Consider the following 20,120-nt stretch of genomic DNA (forward strand, 5'->3'; position numbering starts at 1 on the left):
AAAGAGCTCTGTGAGCACGCCGTTTCCTATTTGCGGCGTTCCGGCTGAAGTTATGAAGGGTACTTTTTGCTGACTTGGGGAATTTAATTTCCGTGGACGTGAAACGGTTTACGGGTTTAGAATCGCCCGAACCTGATTTTTAAGGGCTGCTTCCCAGATTTCCGGGCCGCGCGAGTGACATGGCCGACGCGATTTCTACATGTTGTCGAAATTGAACTATGGTGATCACGGGAGCTAATTTCTACGGGGCGTAGAAGTTGGCAATCAACCAACTCGCGACACATATATACAGAGGACCCGATGGATGCATTAGAGATTGCCCGGTGGCAATTTGGCATTACAACCGTGTACCACTTCTTGATGGTGCCCTTGACGCTGGGCCTGGGCTTGACCGTGGCGGTGCTTCAAACCGTCTGGTACCGCACGGGCAACGAGCAGTGGCTGCGCATGACCAAGTTCTGGGGCAAGCTGTTCCTGATCAACTTCATCATGGGCGTTGCCACCGGCATCGTCCAGGAATTCCAGTTCGGCATGGCCTGGAGCGAATACAGCCGCTATGTCGGCGACGTGTTCGGCGCTCCGCTGGCCATGGAAGCCCTGCTGGCTTTCTTCGTCGAATCGACCTTCCTCGGGTTATGGATCTTCGGCTGGAAGAAGCTTCCCAAGCTGGCCCACCTTGCCACGATCTGGGCCGCGGCGCTGGCTTCGCTGCTCTCGGCCTACTTCATCCTGGTCGCCAACTCGTGGATGCAGCACCCGGTCGGCGCTGAGATCATCGACGGCAAGGCCGTCATGACCGACGCCTGGGCGGTCTTCACCAACAACACCGCGCTGATCACCTTCCCGCACACGCTCTTCGGCGCATTCGCCGTCGCCGGCGGTTTCCTGCTGGGCATCTCCTGGTTCCACCTCTACCGCCGCCGCAAGGAAGGCATCGATTCCGTCGACTCCCAGGGGCGCGTTGTCGTCGGGCAGGACCTGAGCAAGGGCAAGAGCCGCGACAAGACCGACTACCACGTGTGGATCAAGTCGCTGCGCATCGGCGCCGTCGTCGCCATGGTCTCGTTCCTCGGCGTGGCACTGACCGGCCACGAACAGGCCAAGCTCATGTTCGAGCAGCAGCCAATGAAGATGGCTTCCGCCGAAGCAGCCTGCCATGACGGCACCGGCTTCTCGGTGCTCACCCTGGGAGATATCACCTCTCCGGGCTCCACCAACTGTGCAGACATCGTGGCCACCTTTGAACTGCCTGGCCTGCTGTCCTTCCTGGCCAACGGCGACTTCACCACTGAGGTCAAGGGCGTGAACACCCTGATCCCCGAATACCAGGAGAAATACGGCAAGTACTATCCGGAGGACCCGAACTTCGGCCCGTACGCAGGCCAGGAGATCAACTACCTGCCGGTCATGGAAGTCACCTACTGGGGCTTCCGTCTGATGATCACCCTGGGCGGTCTGTCCGCGCTCACCGCGGCTCTGGCCCTGTGGCTGACCCGCAAGGGCACCGTGCCGCAGAGCAAGTGGCTCTCCCGCCTGGCGCTGCTGAGCATCGCGGCCCCGTTCGGTGCGAACTCGGCAGGCTGGATCTTCACCGAAATGGGACGCCAGCCCTTCACCGTGGCGCCGAACCCGCAGATGGGCGGCATCGACCAGGTCTTCATGTACACCGCGGCCTCGGTTTCGCCGACGGTCAGCGCCGGGGAGATGCTCTTCTCGCTGATCACCCTGACCCTCGTCTACGGCGTGCTGCTGGTAGTTGAACTGGTCCTGCTCACCCGGTACATCCGGGGCGGCATCGGCTCGGCCATGCCGGAGCTGAACGCGGCCTCTGACAAGGATGACGCCGACGGCCCGGGACACGACAAGAACGACGACGGCGACGTGCTCGCCTTCGCCTACTAGACCCGCACAGAACATAGGAGAAACACCATGGATTGGCTACCAGCTCTCTGGTTCATCCTCATCGCTGTGCTCTGGTGCGGCTACCTCTTCCTGGAAGGCTTCGACCTGGGCGTGGGCATGCTCATCGGCCTGGGCAGGAACAGCGAGAAGCGCAAGCGCGTCCTGCTGAACACCATCGGCCCGGTCTGGGACGGCAACGAAGTCTGGCTGCTCACCGCCGGCGGCGCCACCTTCGCTGCCTTCCCTCACTGGTACGCCTCGCTGTTCTCGGCGCTGTACATCCCGCTGACGCTCGTGCTCGTGGCGCTGATCTTCCGCGCCGTGTCCATCGAGTACCGCGGCAAGGCGAAGACCGAACGCTCGCGCAAGCTGTGGGACGCAGCCCTGGGCTACGGCTCGCTGGTCGCGGCCTTCGGCGTGGGCGCCATGCTGGCGCTGACCACCCTGGGCCTGCCGCTGAACGAGAACGGCGACCGCGTGGGCGGACCGTTCGCGTGGTTGACCTGGTACGCAGTGCTCGGCGGCGTGGCGGTCGTGGCCTTCTGCTGGATCCACGCGCTGGCCTTCGTCCGGCTGAAGACCGACGGCCCGGTCCGCGAACGCGCCGGCAGGCTGTTCACCCGCTGGCTGCCGCTGGCCGTGCTGCCGCTGGTGGCCTGGGTATTGATGGTGCTGCTGGACAATGACTCGGCAGTGGCTTGGGCCCTGCTGGCCGCCGCGGCGCTAGCCCTGGTCGTCAGCATCGTCACCGCCCGCGCCGGACGCGAAGGCGTCTCGTTCATCGCCTTGGGCGTGATGCTCGCCGCCGGGGTGGCGGCGATCTTCACTGCGGCGTTCCCCGTCGTGCTGCCCTCCACCCTGGACCCGGCCTTCGACCTGACGATCTACACGGCCTCCAGCTCGGCCTACACGCTGAAGCTGATGAGCATCGTGGCGGCCTTCGGCGTCCCGCTGGTGCTGGCCTACCAGTCCTGGAGCTACTGGGTCTTCCGCAAGCGCGTCAAGGAGGAGCACATCCCCGAGGCGCACCACCCGGAACCGATCGTCAAGTAGCACACCCCACCGCGGCGACCGAAAGGAACGCACCCCATGCGCACACCGCGCTTCCTGCCCCGAGAGCTGATCGCTCCACGCCAGATCGTGGTCCTCACCGTGTTCTCGGTGCTCAAGACCGCCGGACTGGTGCTCGCCGCGTACGGCCTGGGCCAGTGGATCGCGAACATGGCCTCCGGAACCGGCAATACCCCGGCGCTGCTGGTCCTGGCCGCCGCCGGCGTGCTGGGCCGCGCCGCCGGGGTATGGGGCCTGAACACCGGGGCGCGGCGCATGGGGCTGGGTGCCAAGGAGCGGATGCGCGCCACCTTGGTGCGCACCGCGGCGAGCCGGCCGGGCATCGTCCCGGCCGACTCGGCCGACCACTCGGTGCCGGTCACCGCAACCCTGGCAAGCCACGGCATCGACAAGCTCGACGACTACTTCACCAAATTCATCCCGGCGCTCATCGGAGCCATGGTGCTCCCGGCGCTGCTGGGCATCTACATCCTGTCCCTGGACTGGATCAGCGCGGTGGTGCTGCTGCTGACCATCCCGCTGGTCCCGGTGTTCATGGCCCTGATCGGCCTGCACACCCAGGACACCCTGGCCGCCTCGCAGTCCAAGCTCGACGCGCTGGCCCACCAGATGTACGAGCTGGCCCAGGGCCTGCCCGCCCTGCTGGGCCTGGGCCGCGCCCGCCGCCACGGCAACGCCATCGCCGCGGTCAGCGAAAAGTACCGCCAGGCCACCATGGCCAATCTCAAAACCGTGTTCCTCTCCAGCTTCTGGCTGGAACTGATCTCCACCCTGTCAGTGGCGGTGCTGGCAGTGATGATCGGCGTGCGCCTGGTCGGCGGCAGCATGGACCTGGCTCCGGGCCTGATCATCCTGATCCTCGCCCCGGAGCTGTTTTCCGCGCTGCGCGAGGTCGGCTCCGCCTACCACGCCGCCGACGACGGGCTGGCCTCCTACCAGCGCTACCAGGCCATCACCGCCGAACAGGAAAACCACCAGATCCTCTCGCTGGTCCCCGCGACCCCGGGCAGCCTGCTGGAACTGCGCGACGTGTCCATCGGCTACCGCGCGGGAGAACCGGTGCACGAGCACCTGGACCTCACCCTGATGCCGGGGGAGCGCAAGCTGCTGTCCACCGCCAGCGGCACCGGCAAGACCACCGTGCTGCGCCTGGTCGCCGAGGCCTCCACTAGCGACAACAGCTTCGATGCGGCCCGCGTCAGCGGCCAGGTCTATGTGGGCAGCCAGCTGGCAGTCATCAGCCAGCACCCGCAGTTCAACGCCGCCACCGGCGAGGCCCAGCTGGCCCAGGACGTCCCGGACGCCGAGGAGCGGCTGGTCGCCGAGCTGGCGGCCCGGCTGGAACTGGAGACCATGCTGCCGCGGCAGATCGGCGAATACTCGCCGGGCGAGCTGCGCCGGCTGGAGGTGCTGCGCGCCGTGCTGCGCCTGCACAGCGTGCCAGACTGCCGCCTGCTGCTGGCCGACGAGCCCACCGCCCATCTGGATATGGCCAACGCCGCTGCCGTACGCCAGGTGCTGGCCGAGCTTCCGGCCGGCACCGCCGTGCTGGTTGCCAGCCACGACCCGCTGCTGGCCGCCAATCCGTCGCAGGCCGGCGAGAAGGGCGCGCCGCAGGCTTCGCAGCCTGCCCGGGACTTCGCGAGCCGGCATGCTGCGGCCCCGTCAGCCCAGGCGTCCGCTGCGCCAACGGCTTCAGCCGGCCCCGCGCCGCGCTTCAACCCGCTGCGCGAGCTGTTCTCCGGCTACGTCCCGGCCCGCAAGGCGGCGGTCTACGGCACCCTCGGCATCCTGTGCGCCGTGGCCCTGTCCGCACTGAGTGGATGGCTGATCGTCGAATCCAGCTACCAGCCGGCCATCTTGCACTTGACCGTCGCCTTCGTCATGGTCCGCACCCTGGGCATCGGCCGCGCCGCCTTCCGCTACCTGGAACAGCTGGCCATCCACGACGCCGTGCTCGGCTACGCCGGGGCGCTGCGTGAGAAGATCTGGACCTCCATGGTCGCCAACCCCGCCCGCTGGGGACTGGTAAGCCGCTCCTCGGTGGTGCTGCGCTTCCTGCTGGCTGAGGTCGACGAGCTGCGCGACCTGCTGGCCCGCGTGCTCTTCCCGCCGATCCAGGCCGTCGCCGTCTGGGCCGCCGGCATCGCCGTGCTGTTCTACATCCAGCCCGCCTTCGGCTGGGCCGCGCTGGCCGCCGGACTGCTGCTGGCCTTCCCAGGCCGCTGGCTCGTGCGCCGAGTCGAAGGCCTGCACCTGGCCCGGCAGCTGGCCCACCGGCTGAATGTGAACCAAGCCGTGCTGGGCATCCTGCGCAACCAGGGCGCGCTTCGCGCCTATGGGTCGCTGGCCCGGGTGCTGGACAAGCTTGCCATCGCCGAATCCGAGAACACCTCGGCTGCCCGGCGCCACGCGCTCGGCCAGGGCCTCGCCCCGGCCCTGGGTGCGCTGCTGACCGGCGCGCTGGCCGTCGCCTTCGCGGAGCTATCCACCAGCTCGGCCTCCTTCACCGCGCTCGCCGTGCTCATGGCCCTGGCCCTGGGCGAATCCGCCACCGCCGCGCTGAGCGCCGTGCAGCAGGGCAGGGCGCTGAAGGAACTGACCACGACCCTCGCCTCGCGCGGAGTCGGGGGCAGCACAGCCGAAGGCCAGGCCGGGCTGCGGGAGACCTCCCCGGCCGGCGCGCCAGCTGTCCGCGGTTTCGTGCTGGAGGACGTGTCGCTCGGTTACGGGCCGCAGGCCCCGGTGATCGAGCAGCTGACCGCCCGCATCGAACCGGGCCAGTGGACCGCGCTGACCGGGCCGTCCGGCTCGGGCAAGTCCACGGTGCTAACCGCGCTGCTCGGGGCGCTGCCGCTGGAGGGCGGGCGCCTGGCCGCGCTGGATGCGGACGGCCGGGAACACCAGTTCGCCGCGGCGAACCTGGATTCGGTGGCCTGGTGCCCGCAGGAAGCGCACCTGTTCGACTCCACGCTGCGCCGCAACCTGCTCTTGGGCGCCGCGGACGAGGTGCAGGTTTCCGACGACCAGCTCCAGGACGTGCTGCAGCAGGTGGGCCTGGGCGGCTGGCTTGCCGAGCAGCCCGGGGGACTGGACACGCGTATCGGCTCCGGGGGCCACCGGCTTTCCGGCGGCCAGCGCTGCAAGCTCGCCGTGGCCCGCGCTCTGGTGGGCGGGCACCAGGTGATCCTGCTGGACGAGCCCACCGCGCACCTGGGCCAAGACGAATCCGTGGAATTGATGCAGACCCTGCGCGGCGCGCTCGAAGGGCGCACCGTCGTGCTGATCACTCATGACGAGCAGCTCGCCCGCGAATGCCAAGGACAGATCCGGCTGCAGGCCAAGCTGGCTCCCGCCAGCTGACGGCTCGCGGCTCCGAGTGGCCAGCCACAACGCGGACAAGCCCGGGACCGGTTCAGTGCGAACTGGTCCCGGGCTTGACTGCTGCCGGGGGCCAACCGCAGTTGGCCGGCGGAAACTGCTAGAGCACGACCCCGCCGTCGTCGAACGGCAAGGTGTCCTCGCCTGGCTGCACCGACGGGCGGGAGGACGGAACCACCGGGGGAAGCTCCGCGCCTGCCGTGGCCGCGGAGGCCGTGCGGGCCGGGGCTTCGCCGGTGCCGGTAGCGACGCTCAGCGAGCCGCCGAGGATGTTGATGCTCTGCGCCAGCGGGGCGCCGGAGCCGTCGCGCTTGCCGAATTCGGTCGGCAGGGCGCGCACCACGCCGGCCGCCGAGCTGGCGCGGGCCGGACCCTGCCCGGCGTAGCCAAGCACCAGGTAGTCCTCGCCCTTGACGAAGCGGTGGGCACGCACGCCGGCGGTGGCACGGCCCTTGGCCGGGAATTCGCTGAACTCGGTCAGCTTCACCGACTGGCCGGAAGTGCCCGGCAGCGTCTGCGAACCGGCGGCGATGGTTGCCACCACCGCGTCCTGCACGCCGGCGCGCACCACGCCGAAGTAGATGACCTTGTCCTCGGCACCGAGCTTGATGCCCGCCATGCCTCGGCCGGTGCGGCCCTGCGCGCGCACGGCGGAGGCGCCGAAGTGCAGCAGCTGCGCCTGGCGGGTGAGGAATACCAATTCGTCCTCGTCCTCGGCCGGGGCCGCGGCAATGACCTTGTCCCCGTCCTTCAAGGTGATGGCCTCGAATTCGTCGCGGTTCAGCGGGTAGTCAGGGGTGACGCGCTTGACCACACCCCGCTCGGTGCCGATGGCGATGACCTTGTTCAACGGCAGCAGCGCCACCGCCTCCTCGCCCTTGGGCAGCTTCAGGAAGTCGGCCACGGCCACGCCCTGGGCCAGCTGTGGGAAGCCGTGCATCTCGGGCAGCACCGGCACGTCGATCAACGAGATGCGGATCATCCGGCCGGTGGAGGTCAGCGCGCCGATCTCGCCGCGCGCGCTGGAGGCGACCTGGGAGACCAGCACGTCGTGCTTGATGCGGGCCGCGGAGAAGTCCAGCGCGGTGCGGTCGTGGGTGCGGGCGATCTGCCCGGTGGCCGAGAGCAGGACCCAGCAGGGGCTGTCGGCCACTTCCATGGCCAAGGTGGCCTTCTTGCCCGACCCGACGGCCTCCGGCAGGGCGGTGCCCTTCAGCGGCTGCAGCTGGGCGCTCTTGGACAGCTTGGTGCGGCGCGGAGTGCCGAAGGTCTCGGCCATCTCGCCCAGCTCGCTGGACACCAGTTCGCGCAGCAGCGTTTCCGATTCTAGGATGGCGCGCAGTTCCTCGATCTCCTTGCGCAACTGCTCGGCCTCGGTCTCCAGCTCCAGGCGGGAGTACTTGGTCAGCTGGCGCAGGCGCAGCTCCAGGATGTGGTTGGCTTGGGGCTCGGAGAGGTCGAAGACCGTCATCAGCCGTTCGCGCGCCTCGGCGGTCTGCTCGGAGGAGCGGATGATCGCAATGACGTCGTCGATGTCCACGATCGCGATCAGCAGGCCTTCGACCAGGTGCAGGCGGTCCTCGCGCTTGGCCAGGCGGAAGGCGGTGCGGCGGCGGACCACGTCCACGCGGTGGTCCACGTAGACCGTCAGCAGTTCGCGCAGGCCCAGGGTCTGCGGCTGCCCGTTGACCAACGCCACGTTGTTGATGCCGAAGGAGTCCTCCAGCGGGGTGTGCTTGTAGAGGCTGGCGAGCACCGCGTTCGGGTTGAAGCCGTTCTTCAGCTCGATGACCAGCTTCAGGCCGTTGTGGCGGTCGGTCAGGTCCACGACGTCGGAGATGCCGGAGATCTTCTTGTTGTTGACCCCGTCCTTGATCTTCTCGATGATCTTCTCCGGGCCCACGCCGTAGGGAAGCTCGGTGACCACCAGCGCGGACTTGCGCGCGGAGACCTTCTCCAAGGCCACGGTGGCACGGGTGCGGAATAGGCCGCGGCCGGTGCGGTAGGCGTCCTTGATGCCGTCCAGGCCCACGATGGTGCCGCCGGAGGGCAAATCCGGGCCGGGCACGAACTTCATCAGGTCCTCGACGGTGGCGTCCGGCTGCACCAGCAGGTGCTGCGCCGCGGCGACGACCTCGCCCAGGTTGTGCGGGGCCATGTTGGTGGCCATGCCCACGGCGATGCCGGTGGTGCCGTTGACCAGCAGGTTCGGGAAAGCCGCGGGGAGCACCTCGGGCTGCATGAACTGGTTGTCGTAGTTGGGGACGAAGTTGACCACGTCCTCGTCGAGGTTCGCCGTCATGGCCACGGCGGAGGCTGCCAGCCGGGCCTCGGTGTAGCGGGCCGCGGCCGGACCGTCATCCAGCGAACCGAAGTTGCCGTGGCCGTCGATCAGCGGCAGACGCAGGGCGAAGTCCTGGGACAGGCGCACCATCGCGTCGTAGATGGCGGTGTCGCCGTGCGGGTGCAGCTTGCCCATCACTTCGCCGACCACGCGGGCCGACTTCACGTGGCCCTTTTCCGGGCGCAGGCCCATCTGCGCCATCTGGAACAGGATGCGCCGCTGCACCGGCTTCAGGCCGTCGCGGGCATCGGGCAGCGCGCGCGAATAGATGACGGAGTAGGCGTACTCCAGGAACGAGGATTCCATTTCGCTGGTGACATCGATGTCGACAATGTTCTCCACGAAATCCGCGGGGAGATCTTCAGACTTCTTTCGAGCCATGAACCTGTAATTCCTTCATCTGCATAACTTTTTGCTTAAGTCGCCGGCTGTTCGTGTTCCTGCTGGGCACAACGTCGAAGTCGCGACTATCCTAAGCCTATGGTGGATCGTAAACTTTCGGTGGCATATCCGGCCCATTGGGAAGCAGACGTGGTGCTCCGGGATGGCACTACGGCACATCTTCGGCCCATAACCCCGGCTGATGCGCAGGCCTTGCAGGACATGCATCAAAAGCAATCCGAAACCTCGGTTTACCTACGCTATTTTACGTACAAGTCAGCGCTCACCGCGAAAGAGCTTGAGCGGTTCACGAATGTCGACCATGTGAACCGCGTCGCCTTCACGGTTTTCCGCGGCAGCAACATCATCGGCGTGGGCCGCTACGACCGGCTCGACGACCCCACCGAAGCCGAAGTCGCGTTCAACGTGTCCGACGCCTACCAAGGCACCGGCATCGGATCGATCCTGCTTGAGCACCTGGCCGCAGCGGCCCGCGAGAACGACATCACCCGCTTCACCGCCGAGGTGCTCCCGGAGAACCGCAAGATGCTTACGGTCTTCTCCGAGGCCGGCTACGCGGTGGCCCGCCACTTCGAAGACGGCGTGGTCATGCTCGAATTCCCGATCAACCCGACCGAACGCTCCCGGGAGGTGACCGAGGCCCGCGAGCACCGCGCCGAGGCCAGCTCGGTGGCAGGCCTGCTGGCCCCGAAGTCCATCGCGGTGGTCGGCGCCAGCCGGACCTGGGGCAAGCTGGGGCACAGCGTGCTGGACCGCCTGGTCGAGGGCGGCTACACCGGGGCCACCTACGCGGTGAACGACGCCGCGCTGGAAGTCGGCGGGCACATGGCCTACGGCAAGGTCAGCGAGATCCCCGGTCCGGTGGACCTGGCCGTCATCTGCGTGCCGCGCGACCAGGTCACCGGCGTCATCGAGGACTGCGGCGCCCACGGGGTCAAGGGCCTGGTGCTGATGACCGCAGGCTACGAGAACGCCGACGGGCTGGCCGCCCAGCGCGAGCTGGTTTCGCTGGCGCGCGCCAACGGCATGCGTGTGGTGGGCCCGGCCTCGCTGGGCCTGATAAACACGGCCCCCGAGGTCCGCATGGCCATCACCGGCACCACGGTGCAGCCCACCGCCGGCAACGTGGGCCTGTTCAGCCAGTCCGCCTCCATGGGCGCGATCCTCCAGGGGGTCAGCGTGCAGCACGGAGTGGGCGTGAGCAGCTCCATCTCAGCCGGGCTGCGCGCCGATGTCTCCGGCAACGACGCCATGCAGTACTTCGAGGACGACCCGCGCACCGACCTGGTCGCCATGCACCTTGAATCCTTCGGCAACCCGCGCAAGTTCGCCCGCATCGCCCGTCGCCTGGCCCGCAGCAAGCCGGTCATCGTGGCCAAGTCGGACCTGCTGGGCCGCCGCCTGCCGCCGGGGCACTCGGTGCGCGTGGGCCAGGCTCCGCCTGGCGCCCTGAACGCGATGCTGCGCCAATCCGGGGTGATTCGCGTGCAGTCGGTGGAAGAGCTCATGGACGTGGCCGGCCTGCTCTCGGTCTACAAGGCACCGGCCGGGCCGAATGTCGCGGTGCTCTCCAACTCGCTGACCTTGGCCGAGGTGGTCTGCGACGTCGCGGAGGCCTGCAATTTGAATGCCACCGCCGAACCCCGGGAACTGGACTACACGCTGGGCCAGTCGCGGGTGCTGCCGAAGCTGCGCGAACGGGTCGCCGAATTGGTCGCGAATCCCGACGTGCACTCGGTGATCCTCGCCCACCTGTCCTACTCGGGCATCTCCACCGACGCGGTGCTTGAGGTGCTCAGGGAATTCTCCACCCAGCCCAAGCCGGTCATCACCGTGCTGCCTGGGCAGATCGACCGGAAGATCGCCGGGGGAGTGCACCACGGGGTGCCGGTCTACACCTCGCCGACCTCCGCCGCCGGGGCGCTGGGCAAGGCCCACGGCTATCGCCAATGGCTCGACATCCCCTTCGAGCCGCTGGTCGAGCCCGAGGGGCTGCAGGTCGAGGCCGCCGCGGACTACCTGCACGAGCTCTCCGCCGGGATCCCCGGCACGGAGCTGCGCCAGCTGAGCACCGAGCAGACCACGAAGCTGCTGGGCTTCTACGGCATCAACATCTTCCCCTCCCAGGTGGTGCATACCGCGCAGGAGGCGGTCGACGCCGCCGACGAGCTGGGCTGGCCGGTGGTGCTCAAGGCCAACGACCCGGACCTGCGCCAACGCCTGGACCTGGGCGGGGTGCGCCTGAACATCCCCGATGCCGAATCCCTGCGCGCTGACTTCACCCACATGAGCGCGCTGATGCGGCAGTACGGCGTCAACTCGCTGGAGGTGCAGTCCATGGCTTCGGCCGGGCAGGCCTGCGTGGTGAAGGCCATGGAGGACCCGCTGCTGGGCCCGGTGGTCTCCTTCGGGCTCAGCGGGGACGCGGTGAACCTGCTCGACGACTGGGCGCACGGGGTCGCCCCGTTCTCCGCCACGGACCTGGCCCGGCTGATGCACCGGCCGCGCAGCAGCGCACGGCTCTTCGGCTACCAGGGACTGCCGGCGGTGGACCTGGACGCGTTGCGGGACTTCATCACCCGGGTCTCGCTGTTCAAGGACAACCACCCGGAAGTCACCATTGCGCAGTTCGCCCCGGTGTCGGTGTCCACCGATTCGCTCAGCGTGCTCGGGGTCAAGCTGAGCATCGGCAATGCCGAACGGCGCACCGACAGCATCCGCCGGGCGCTGCGCGGCTGAGCCCAAGGACACGAAACCTGAAAGACGGCGGCGCACTGGGTAGAATTGGATCATGAGCTCTGCAACGTATTCGACGACTGCCGGTGCCGACCTCCAGCATGACCTGGTCCGCGCGGGATTCTACCCGCAAATGGTCCAGGACGTGCTGGCCGAAGCGATGCTGGATCTGCCGGTAGTTGACCACTTCCTGCATCTGGAGACCCATTTCGACCACACCGAGGTCCACCGCCACATCACCGTCATGGTCCGCAGCGAGAAGGTGCTGTTCATCGTGCACGTCGACGACCAGCAGCTGGACGACCACGGCCACGACGTGATGGCCCAGGTTTCGGTGGAAATGGTCAGCCTGGCGCGGATCGAGTCGGTGGCCACCAGCTACGTCTACCACCAGCCGCAGCACTACAGCGGCACCGATCTGGTGCGCGAGCTGACCTTCGGCATGTCCTGGGACGGCACCAAGCGCATCGACCTGGCCCCGGCCGAATGTGCCGACCCGCAGTGCGACGCCGACCACGGCCTGAACGGCACCTCGCAGCCCGAGGACCTGGTGCTGCGCGTCAGCTCCGAGGCCGACGGCCAGCGAGCGGTGGACAAGGCCCGCGAATTCGCGGTGCGCCTGCGCCTGGCGACGATCGCCTAGGGACGCCAAGCCAACGTGACTGACTCTTCGCTGCCCGTCCCCAGCCAGAAAATCCCCGCCGCGCCGGCCTACGGAGCGGCCACCCTGTCCGAGATCCTACCCTCGGCGGCCCACGCGCTGGGGATCCCCGGCTACGCGAACCCGCTGGGCCTGGCGCCAACCAAGCGCGTCGCCGTGATCATGGTCGACGGCCTGGGCTGGAACCAGCTCAAATCCCACCTCGGGCACGCGCCGTTCCTGCGCCCGCTGTTCGAGCGCGCGCAGAAGCTGGGCACCGGCTTCCCGTCCACCACCGCGACCTCGCTGTCCAGCCTCGCCATTGGCGCGGCGCCTGGCGAGCACGGGATGCTCGGCTACGACGTCATCGACCCCGCCCGCCGGCGCGTGGTCAACCAGCTGGGCGGATGGCCCGGCGACCTGGACCCGCTCTCGTGGCAGCCGCTGCCCACGGTCTTCGAGAAGGCCGCGGAGCACGGCATCCACACCGCGACGGTGTCCATCGCCCAGTTCTCCGACTCCTCGCTGACCCGCGCGGCGCTGCGCGGACCGAAGTTCGTCGCCGCGCGCCAGCCGGCGGCCCGCGCCCGCGCCACCGCCGAGGTGTTCGCCGCGCAGCGCAACGCGCTGGTCTACACCTACTTCAACGAGCTGGACAAGGCCGGGCACAAGTTCGGCGTCGATTCCCCGCAGTGGCGGGACACGCTCGAAGAGCTTGACTACGTCATCAAGACCCTGGTCTCGCGCCTTCCGGAGCAGACCACGGTCCTGATCACCGGTGATCACGGCATGGTGGACGTGCCCGCCTCGCAGCGCATCGACTACAGCCTGCAGCCCGAACTCATCGAGGGGGTTGAACTGACCAGTGGCGAGCCGCGCGGTGTGCAGCTGACCTTCGCCGAGGGCACCGATGCGGCCCAGCGGGCCAAGGTCCGCGAAGCCTGGCAGCGCGCCTACGGGTCCAAGGCGTGGATCCTGAGCCGCGAGGAAGCCGTGGAGCTCGGCTACTTCGGTGCGGTCCGTCCCGAATTCCTGCCGCGGCTTGGTGATCTGATGATCCTGGCCGCCGAGGCCATCGCGTTCTACGACGGCCGCCGGGTCAAGCCCATGGCCTTCGAGATGGTAGGGCAGCACGGCTCGCTTACCGCGGCGGAGCGTTTCGTGCCGCTGTTCGTGCACCGCACCGCCTAGCGCGCAGCCGCAAGCAGAAAATCCGGGGGCAGCCAGCTGGCTGCCCCCGGATTTTTTGATCAAGTTCCGTTCGGAGGCTGGATTAGGAGTCGGTGTCCTTTTTGCGCTTGCCGAACATGATGTCGTCCCAGCTCGGCACGGAGGAGCGCTTGGCCTTGCGGCCGGAGCCGTCCTCGGCGGGCTCGTCGGCAGGCTTCGCGGAGGTGCCGGAGGACTTCTCGGCATCGGTGACGACCACCAGCTGCGAGGTGCGCGGCGAGATGCCTTGCGGCAGATGCGGCAGCGACTCGTCCTCTTCGGCGTCGTACTTGCTCATGCCGCGCTCGATGATCTCGTTGTAGCGGGCCTCGCGATCCGGATCCTGGTCCTGGGGACGCTGGCCGCGGCGTGCGTTCAGCAGGGAGACCAGTTCTTCGGTCTCATCGGGTTCCGGGGCGGCCGGGGCCGCAGGTTCCTCAACCTGCGAGATGGCCGAGACTGGTCGGAAGTATTCGGGCGCGACCTGCTCGCTGAGCGTCTGCGCCCAGCGGTTCAGGTTGCTCAGGGTCTTGCGGGCCGGGGAGAAGGACCAACGGGCCACGTTATCCGGCTGCGGCAGGGAGCTGTCCAGCTTTTCCACGTTCTCGGCCGGCAGTGGCGAATCGAATTCGACGGTGACGATCCACTGGCCCTCGGGATCCTTCCACGAGTTCCAGCGGGCCGTGAGCGGATCGATGTTCAGCTGGTGCAGGCGGTGGGCGACCATCGAGCCCAGGTCTGCGGGTTCCTCGCCGAAGACTTCGCGGTACTCGGCGTCGGTCTGCGGTCCGGAGACCTCTACGCGGCGGGCGAGCTCGGCGATGTGCTCGCGCTCGGCCAGCACTGGCCCCTCGTACTTGACGATCGACTCGACCGGGACGTCCCACTCCAGCGCCAAATCGTAGGCTGAAGCACCGGCGCGCACGCGGGCCTGGATCTCCCGGGGAGTGTGAACCGAGGACTCGTCGCGGTTGCGCGGCGCGCGGGAGCGCGCGATTTCGGCCATGGCACTGCGCAGGGCATCGTCAACGGGCAGCTCGAAGCTCATCCCGTCGTCGCTGCTGACCTGCAGACTGGAACCATTTTCATGAATTCCTACCAGTCTCAGCTGACGCATTACTACCCTCCACACGGTTCATTTACTGAATAAAACTTTGCCACTTGTCGCCCGATTTTCCTACCACCGGGCGGGGCGTGGCGCAAGATTAGTCGTCAAGCTCACCCAGAAAGTTGCCTTCGGGCTTCCGCCGTGGGCATAGCGCGCCGGGCTCGGGCAGAATCCGGGTCCGCCGGACGTTATACTTCTATGCCGGAATGAAAATCCCCTGCGCGGATTTCCACCCACTTCATCGCCTGCAGAAAAGAGCTGACAACCACCATGGCCACACAGTCTGCCGCCGTCCACCCGAGCGAAGCCGAGAAGGCCCGAGCCCGGGAAATCGCCGCGCTCAAAGCCGGGAAAACCGCGGCAATGGCGAACCTGATCGATGAGTCGGAATCCGAGCTGGCCGAGCTGTTCATCCTGCCCGGGGGAGAAGCCCAGGCCGAAGAGGCCAGCGTCGACTTCGTGCCGGAGCAGGCCGACGAATTCACCTGCGCCTCCTGCTTCATGGTGCGCCACCGCACCCAGCTGGTGCGCGAAGCGGGCGGGCAGAAGTTCTGCGCCGAATGCGAAGGCTGACCGGCCGGGCTCTGCCCCCTGGGCGCCGCAACCTGCAGCGCATGAAAGAACCCCGGAACCCGCCGTGCGGCAGGTTCCGGGGTTTGATTCGTTCCGGAGGAGACTAGGGCTCCTGGGGGTGCTCCTCGTCCGCCTCGGCAGTCGCCTGGCGGCCTTCATCGGTGAACTCGTACATGATGCCGCCCAGCGCGGCGGTCAGTTCCTCGGGGCGTCGGGTCGAAGCCAACCAGTACGGGGTGGCGTCGCGCTCGTCGGTGACCTCCATGCGGACCACTGCGTCGAGGTAGCCGCGCAGCAGCATGAAGGCCATCCCGTGCAGCTTCTGCCCGCGCTGCTTGAACGCTTCCTCACCGCGGTAGCCGACAACCTGCCCGATGTAGCGGCGCTCGATGGTGGCGCGGCCGACGGTGAGGGTCTTGTCAGTGACTTCGATGACCGGCACACGCAAGAGCATGATGACTGCCAGAGCCAGCAGCACGATGATGCCGGTGGCGTAGCCCGCAGCGATATTGATCGGGGCCACGGCGATACCAGCGGTGATGGCAATCAGCAGCGGCCACATCCATGATCCGAACGATGGCCAGATCTTTTCGCGGAACAGGACGTTGGAAGCCTCTGGGCTGGTATTACTCATGAGTCCTAGTCTAGGCAATCTTTCGGTAGGCGCCGAACGGCCGGCTGTGGGTCGGCTGTGGGTCCGCAGACGGGCCGGGCGCGATAGAGTTGTGCAGGTAAATGCAGACCAGCTGCAACTTCCTAGAGTTCCGGGGGATGACCAAACCACGATGAGCGAGCCTACGATCTCAATCTCCATCAAGATGCTCGATAGCGAACTGCCCGTTCCAAGCTATGCCCATCCTTCGGATGCGGGTGCTGACCTGCATGCACGCACCTCGCTGGTGCTCGAACCGGGCCAGCGCGCCCTGGTGCCGACCGGCATCGCCCTGGCGTTGCCGCACGGCTATGTCGGGCTGGTGCACCCGCGCAGCGGCTTGGCCACCAAGCACGGCATCACCATCGTTAATGCCCCGGGAACCGTCGATGCCGGATATCGTGGTGAGATCATGGTCACCCTGCTGAATACCGACAGGGACCAGGCATTCGAAATCACCCGAGGCGACCGCATCGCGCAGCTGGTGATCCAGAAGGTCGAACAGGCGGCATTCGTTCAGGTTGACTCCCTGGAGGACTCGGCCCGCGGAACCGGCGGCTTCGGCTCGACCGGTGGATTCAGCGCCAACTAAGCACGCTTGGCGCCAAGCGAAACTCTCTAAGGACATCATGATTTTCAAGCGCAAGAAGGCGAACGCCGAGCCAGCAGCCGAGCAGGCTGCCGGCGCCACCGAACCGGTGGCCGAAACCCCCACCGAGCAGGCGACCGGGACTTCCGCCGAGCAGCAACCAGCCAAGAAGCCGGTGCTCAACGGCCCGTTCGACTACGCGGACATCGAGAACACCGACGAATACCTCGACTTCGGCTCCATCCTGGTCAAGCCGGTCGCCGGACTGAAGGTGCGCATGGACGTCGAACAGTCCAACCAGCGCGTCATCGCCGTCTCCCTGGAACTGGCCGAGTCTCGCGTCCAGCTGATGGCATTCTCCGCCTCCAAGTCCACCTCGCTGTGGCCGGGCATCAGCGACAAGATCCGCGAGGACATCGCCAGCCAGAACGGCGAGATCTACCAGCGCGACGGCGAATACGGCCAGGAGCTGCTGGCCCAGGTTCCGCAGCAGCTGCCCGACGGCCGCGCCGGGCATGTTGCGCTGCGCTTCGTGGGCATCGACGGTCCGCGCTGGTTCCTGCGCGCCGTCATCGGGGGCGCCGCCATCGGCGACGAGGAGGCCTCCAAGGCCATCGACGACCTGGTGCGAGGCGTCGTGGTGAACCGCGGCGACAAGCCGCTGCCTCCGCAGGAATTGCTGCCGCTGAACGTCCCGCGCAACGCCCAGACGCGCCCGGACGCCGAGGCGCAGGGCGAGACCGAGGCCGCCGGCCAGGCGCCGCAGCGTCCGGAACGCGGACCGGAAATCACCCAGATCGGCTAGCCGGATGCCCCTCGAATCCAAGCCGGTCACCCCGAAAATCGAGGGCACGCAAGCGGCGCGCAGCTTCACCCGGCTGAAGTCGCTGGCGCAGCTGCCGGCCAAGGGCAGGGTGGAGCACACCGGCTACATCCAGTCGGTCAGCTATTCGGCGCCCCACCAGGCGCCGCTGCTGACCGCGGTGGTGGTCGACCGGCTGGGAACCGGGGCTCCGCGCCGGGGCACCGTGCCGCACGTGCGGCTGCGGTTCATGGGCCAGAAGAACGTCCCGGGCATCAAGCCCGGGGTGAAGATCCAATACGCGGGAATGGTCGCGCCTGTCGACCAGATCCCCACCATCTATAATCCGCGTTACGTCATCGTTCCCGTTCCCCGCGGGTGAACGCCGAACGCCGCCGGCCGCAGCGCCTGCCGGATGAGCCCGCACCGGGCAGAAGCGAGAATACCGTGAACGAGAATCCACCAGCCGGCGAGCAGCCTAAGCCGGAGAAGAAGCCGAGCCTGGCCGAGGCGATCGGCTCCAGCGCCAAGGTCGCGCAGAACGCCGACGGCGGCATCGACGTGCTCTCCACCGTGGGCGGGGTGCGCGGCATCCTGGAAACCGTGGTCCCGGGCTTCGTGTTCGTGCTGGTCTACGCGCTGACCAACGAGCTGTCCTGGGCGCTGCTGTCCTCGATCGGGCTGGGTGTGGTTTTCATGGTGCTGCGGCTGCTGAACAAGTCAACGCTGGTGCAGTCGGCCAGCGGCCTGGTCGGCATCCTGATCTGCGCGCTGGTGGCCCGCACCTCGGGCAACGCCCGCGACTACTACGTGCCCGGCTTCCTGATCAGCGGCGGCTACCTGCTGGGATTGATAATTTCGATCTTCGTGAAATGGCCGCTGATCGGCCTGCTCTTCGGCTTCATCCGCAACGAGGGCGTGGCCTGGCGCCAGCAGCCGGACCGGTTGCGCCGCTACGGCATCGCGACCTGGATCATCTGCGCGGTGTTCGCATTGCGCCTGGCGGTGCAGCTGCCGATGTACTTCACCGACCAGGTGGTCTCGCTGGGCATCGCCCGCGCGCTGATGGGTGTGCCGCTCTACGCGGCTGGCCTGTGGTTCGCCTGGCTGGTCTCCCGCCCCGCCACCGCCGGGCACGCCCCGACGCCCGAGGACCTGGCCTCCTAGCCGCGCGCAGCGGCCCCGTACGCGAAAAAACCCTGGCATCCCAATTGCGCGATGCCAGGGTTTTCGCTGCCCGGGGCGGGGCTGCCGGCTACCGGGTGGCTGCCTGCAGCACCCGGCGCAGCAGCGGTTCGGCCTGCGGGGTGGTGATGAAGAAGATCTCGTCGCCGCCCTCGATGACGTCGTCGTCGCTGGGCGGGAACGGGGTCTTGTCGCGCACCACGGCCATGAGCGTGGTTTCCTCCGGCCAGGGCACGCGCCCGATGGTGCGCCCGATCATGCCCGAGTCATGCGGCACGGTGAACTCCACCATGTAGACCTCGCCGGCCTTCAGCGTCAGCAGGCGCACCAGGTCGCCGACCTCCACGGCCTCCTCGACCAGCGCGGTCATCAGGCGCGGGGTGCTCACCGCGACGTCCACGCCCCAGGCGTCGTCGAACATCCACTCGTTTTTCGGGTTGTTCACGCGGCCCACGGTGCGGCGCACCCCGAACTCGCTCTTGGCCAGCAGCGAGACCACCAGGTTGACCTTGTCGTCACCCGTGGCGGAGACGACCACGTCGTAGTCCTCCAGCTGCACGCGCTGCAGCACGGCGAGCTCGCAGGCGTCGCCGATCAGCCACTTGACGCCTTCAAGGTCGGCGCGCTGCTCCATTTCGGCCTTGAGGTCCACGAGCAGCACCTCGTGGTGGTTGGCCACCAGCTCGCGGGCGATGGAGGACCCGACCGAGCCGGCTCCGGCGATCATTACCTTCATTAACAGGCCTTTCGCTTAGTCTGCGGGGGCTGGCTTGGGGGCGCTGGCCAGGATCTTTTCCACTTCCTGGCTGCGGTCCAGGTGCATCATGACGTGGATCAGGTCCCCGCCCTGCAGCCTGGTGCGGTTTTCCGGAATGGTTCCCTCGCCAAAGCGGGTCAGGTAGGCCACGCGCACCCCGGCGGCGGCCTCCAGGTCCTTGACCAGGCGGCCGTACCATTCGCGGTGCAGCGCCACCTCGGTCAGCACCAGGCGTCCCGAGGGCTCGCGGAAGTCCCCGCGCATCGAGTAGTCCGGCAGGATGCGGCGCAGCACCTGGTCGGTGCTCCAGCGCACCGCAGCGACCGTGGGGATGCCCAGCCGCTGGTAGATCTCGGCGCGGCCCGGGTCGTAGATCCGGGCGACCACATGCGGCACGTTGTAGGTTTCGCGGGCGACGCGGGTGGCCAGAATGTTGGAATTATCACCGCTGGAGACGGCCGCGAAGGCGTAGGCCTGATCGATCTTCGCCTGCTCCAAGGTGTCCTTGTCGAAACCCAGGCCGGTGACGGTGCTGCCGGAGAAGTCGGCGCTGAGCCGGCGGAAGGCCTCCGGGTTCTGGTCGATGACCGCCACCGAATGCCCGGCGGAATCCAGCGTATGGGCCAGCGCCACCCCCACTCGACCGCAGCCCATGATCACAAAGTGCGCCACCAAAAACTCCTCGGGGTCCAGCGTCCGGATGAACTTCGCCGCGGCACCGCTGCTGGTGCCACGAATGCAACAATAGCGCTGATCGGGCCCGCGTTGG

The 20,120-nt window shown here is 67.5% G+C and carries 16 protein-coding genes; 11 read left to right on the forward strand and 5 right to left on the reverse strand.

Going from position 1 to position 20,120, the window contains the following annotated elements; genetic code table 11:
- The first annotated feature begins 300 nt into the window (after positions 1-300).
- Genes DFO58_RS02965 through cydC form a run of 3 tightly spaced genes read left to right on the forward strand, consistent with a single transcriptional unit; the run spans position 301 to position 6,336 of the window.
- Complete coding sequence (locus DFO58_RS02965; protein WP_047119452.1) at positions 301-1,902, forward strand: cytochrome ubiquinol oxidase subunit I; 1,602 nt, start codon at positions 301-303, stop codon at positions 1,900-1,902.
- A gap of 27 nt (positions 1,903-1,929) precedes the next feature.
- A complete protein-coding gene (gene cydB / locus DFO58_RS02970) occupies positions 1,930-2,955 on the forward strand; it encodes a cytochrome d ubiquinol oxidase subunit II (protein ID WP_047119451.1) in 1,026 nt (341 codons plus the stop codon).
- Between the two features lie 36 nt (positions 2,956-2,991).
- A complete protein-coding gene (gene cydC / locus DFO58_RS02975) occupies positions 2,992-6,336 on the forward strand; it encodes a thiol reductant ABC exporter subunit CydC (RefSeq protein WP_120989249.1) in 3,345 nt (1,114 codons plus the stop codon).
- Positions 6,337-6,454: 118 nt separating this feature from the next.
- On the opposite strand, the gene DFO58_RS02980 is transcribed toward cydC, so the two are convergent.
- A complete protein-coding gene (locus tag DFO58_RS02980; RefSeq protein ID WP_120989250.1) occupies positions 6,455-9,079 on the reverse strand; it encodes a DNA topoisomerase IV subunit A in 2,625 nt (874 codons plus the stop codon).
- A gap of 99 nt (positions 9,080-9,178) precedes the next feature.
- Between DFO58_RS02980 and DFO58_RS02985 the strand changes: the two genes are divergently transcribed.
- Genes DFO58_RS02985 through DFO58_RS02995 form a run of 3 tightly spaced genes read left to right on the forward strand, consistent with a single transcriptional unit; the run spans position 9,179 to position 13,667 of the window.
- A complete protein-coding gene (locus DFO58_RS02985; protein ID WP_120989251.1) occupies positions 9,179-11,839 on the forward strand; it encodes a GNAT family N-acetyltransferase in 2,661 nt (886 codons plus the stop codon).
- A 52-nt stretch (positions 11,840-11,891) separates the two neighbouring features.
- Entirely contained in the window at positions 11,892-12,479 is a 588-nt protein-coding gene (locus DFO58_RS02990; protein WP_047119447.1) for a DUF5998 family protein, read from the forward strand.
- 15 nt (positions 12,480-12,494) lie between these two features.
- On the forward strand, positions 12,495-13,667 hold the full coding sequence (locus tag DFO58_RS02995; RefSeq protein ID WP_231735937.1) for a nucleotide pyrophosphatase/phosphodiesterase family protein: 1,173 nt from the start codon (positions 12,495-12,497) through the stop codon (positions 13,665-13,667).
- Between the two features lie 82 nt (positions 13,668-13,749).
- On the opposite strand, the gene sepH is transcribed toward DFO58_RS02995, so the two are convergent.
- Entirely contained in the window at positions 13,750-14,802 is a 1,053-nt protein-coding gene (gene sepH / locus DFO58_RS03000) for a septation protein SepH (RefSeq protein ID WP_053798365.1), read from the reverse strand.
- Positions 14,803-15,063: 261 nt separating this feature from the next.
- On the opposite strand from sepH, the gene DFO58_RS03005 reads away from it, so the two are divergent.
- Positions 15,064-15,366 carry a DUF4193 family protein gene (locus DFO58_RS03005; protein WP_047119446.1) on the forward strand — a complete coding sequence of 101 codons (303 nt, stop codon included), beginning with the start codon at positions 15,064-15,066 and terminating at the stop codon, positions 15,364-15,366.
- Positions 15,367-15,469: 103 nt separating this feature from the next.
- Here the strand turns inward: DFO58_RS03005 and DFO58_RS03010 are convergent, their stop codons facing one another.
- Positions 15,470-16,000, reverse strand: a complete 531-nt coding sequence (locus tag DFO58_RS03010; protein ID WP_053798364.1) for a DUF3093 domain-containing protein — start codon at positions 15,998-16,000, stop codon at positions 15,470-15,472.
- A gap of 151 nt (positions 16,001-16,151) precedes the next feature.
- Between DFO58_RS03010 and dut the strand changes: the two genes are divergently transcribed.
- The 4 genes from dut (at position 16,152) to DFO58_RS03030 (ending at position 18,576) form a co-directional block, all read left to right on the forward strand.
- On the forward strand, positions 16,152-16,610 hold the full coding sequence (dut, locus tag DFO58_RS03015) for a dUTP diphosphatase (protein ID WP_047119444.1): 459 nt from the start codon (positions 16,152-16,154) through the stop codon (positions 16,608-16,610).
- A gap of 37 nt (positions 16,611-16,647) precedes the next feature.
- Entirely contained in the window at positions 16,648-17,412 is a 765-nt protein-coding gene (locus DFO58_RS03020) for a DUF3710 domain-containing protein (protein ID WP_047119443.1), read from the forward strand.
- 4 nt (positions 17,413-17,416) lie between these two features.
- Positions 17,417-17,791 (forward strand): hypothetical protein, encoded by a 375-nt coding sequence (locus DFO58_RS03025; protein WP_047119442.1) that lies wholly within the window; start codon positions 17,417-17,419, stop codon positions 17,789-17,791.
- Positions 17,792-17,856: 65 nt separating this feature from the next.
- Complete coding sequence (locus tag DFO58_RS03030) at positions 17,857-18,576, forward strand: DUF3159 domain-containing protein (RefSeq protein ID WP_053799429.1); 720 nt, start codon at positions 17,857-17,859, stop codon at positions 18,574-18,576.
- An 88-nt stretch (positions 18,577-18,664) separates the two neighbouring features.
- On the opposite strand, the gene DFO58_RS03035 is transcribed toward DFO58_RS03030, so the two are convergent.
- Together DFO58_RS03035 and DFO58_RS03040 are read right to left on the reverse strand one after the other, a co-directional pair.
- Positions 18,665-19,330: a TrkA family potassium uptake protein gene (locus DFO58_RS03035; protein ID WP_113606440.1), complete on the reverse strand. Its 666-nt coding sequence runs from the start codon at positions 19,328-19,330 to the stop codon at positions 18,665-18,667.
- A 15-nt stretch (positions 19,331-19,345) separates the two neighbouring features.
- Positions 19,346-20,023, reverse strand: coding sequence for a TrkA family potassium uptake protein (locus DFO58_RS03040; RefSeq protein WP_053798363.1), 678 nt, complete (start codon positions 20,021-20,023; stop codon positions 19,346-19,348).
- Between the last annotated feature and the right edge of the window lie 97 nt (positions 20,024-20,120).

The organism is Arthrobacter sp. AG1021, from assembly GCF_003633665.1.
GTDB classification, from domain to species: domain Bacteria; phylum Actinomycetota; class Actinomycetes; order Actinomycetales; family Micrococcaceae; genus Glutamicibacter; species Glutamicibacter soli.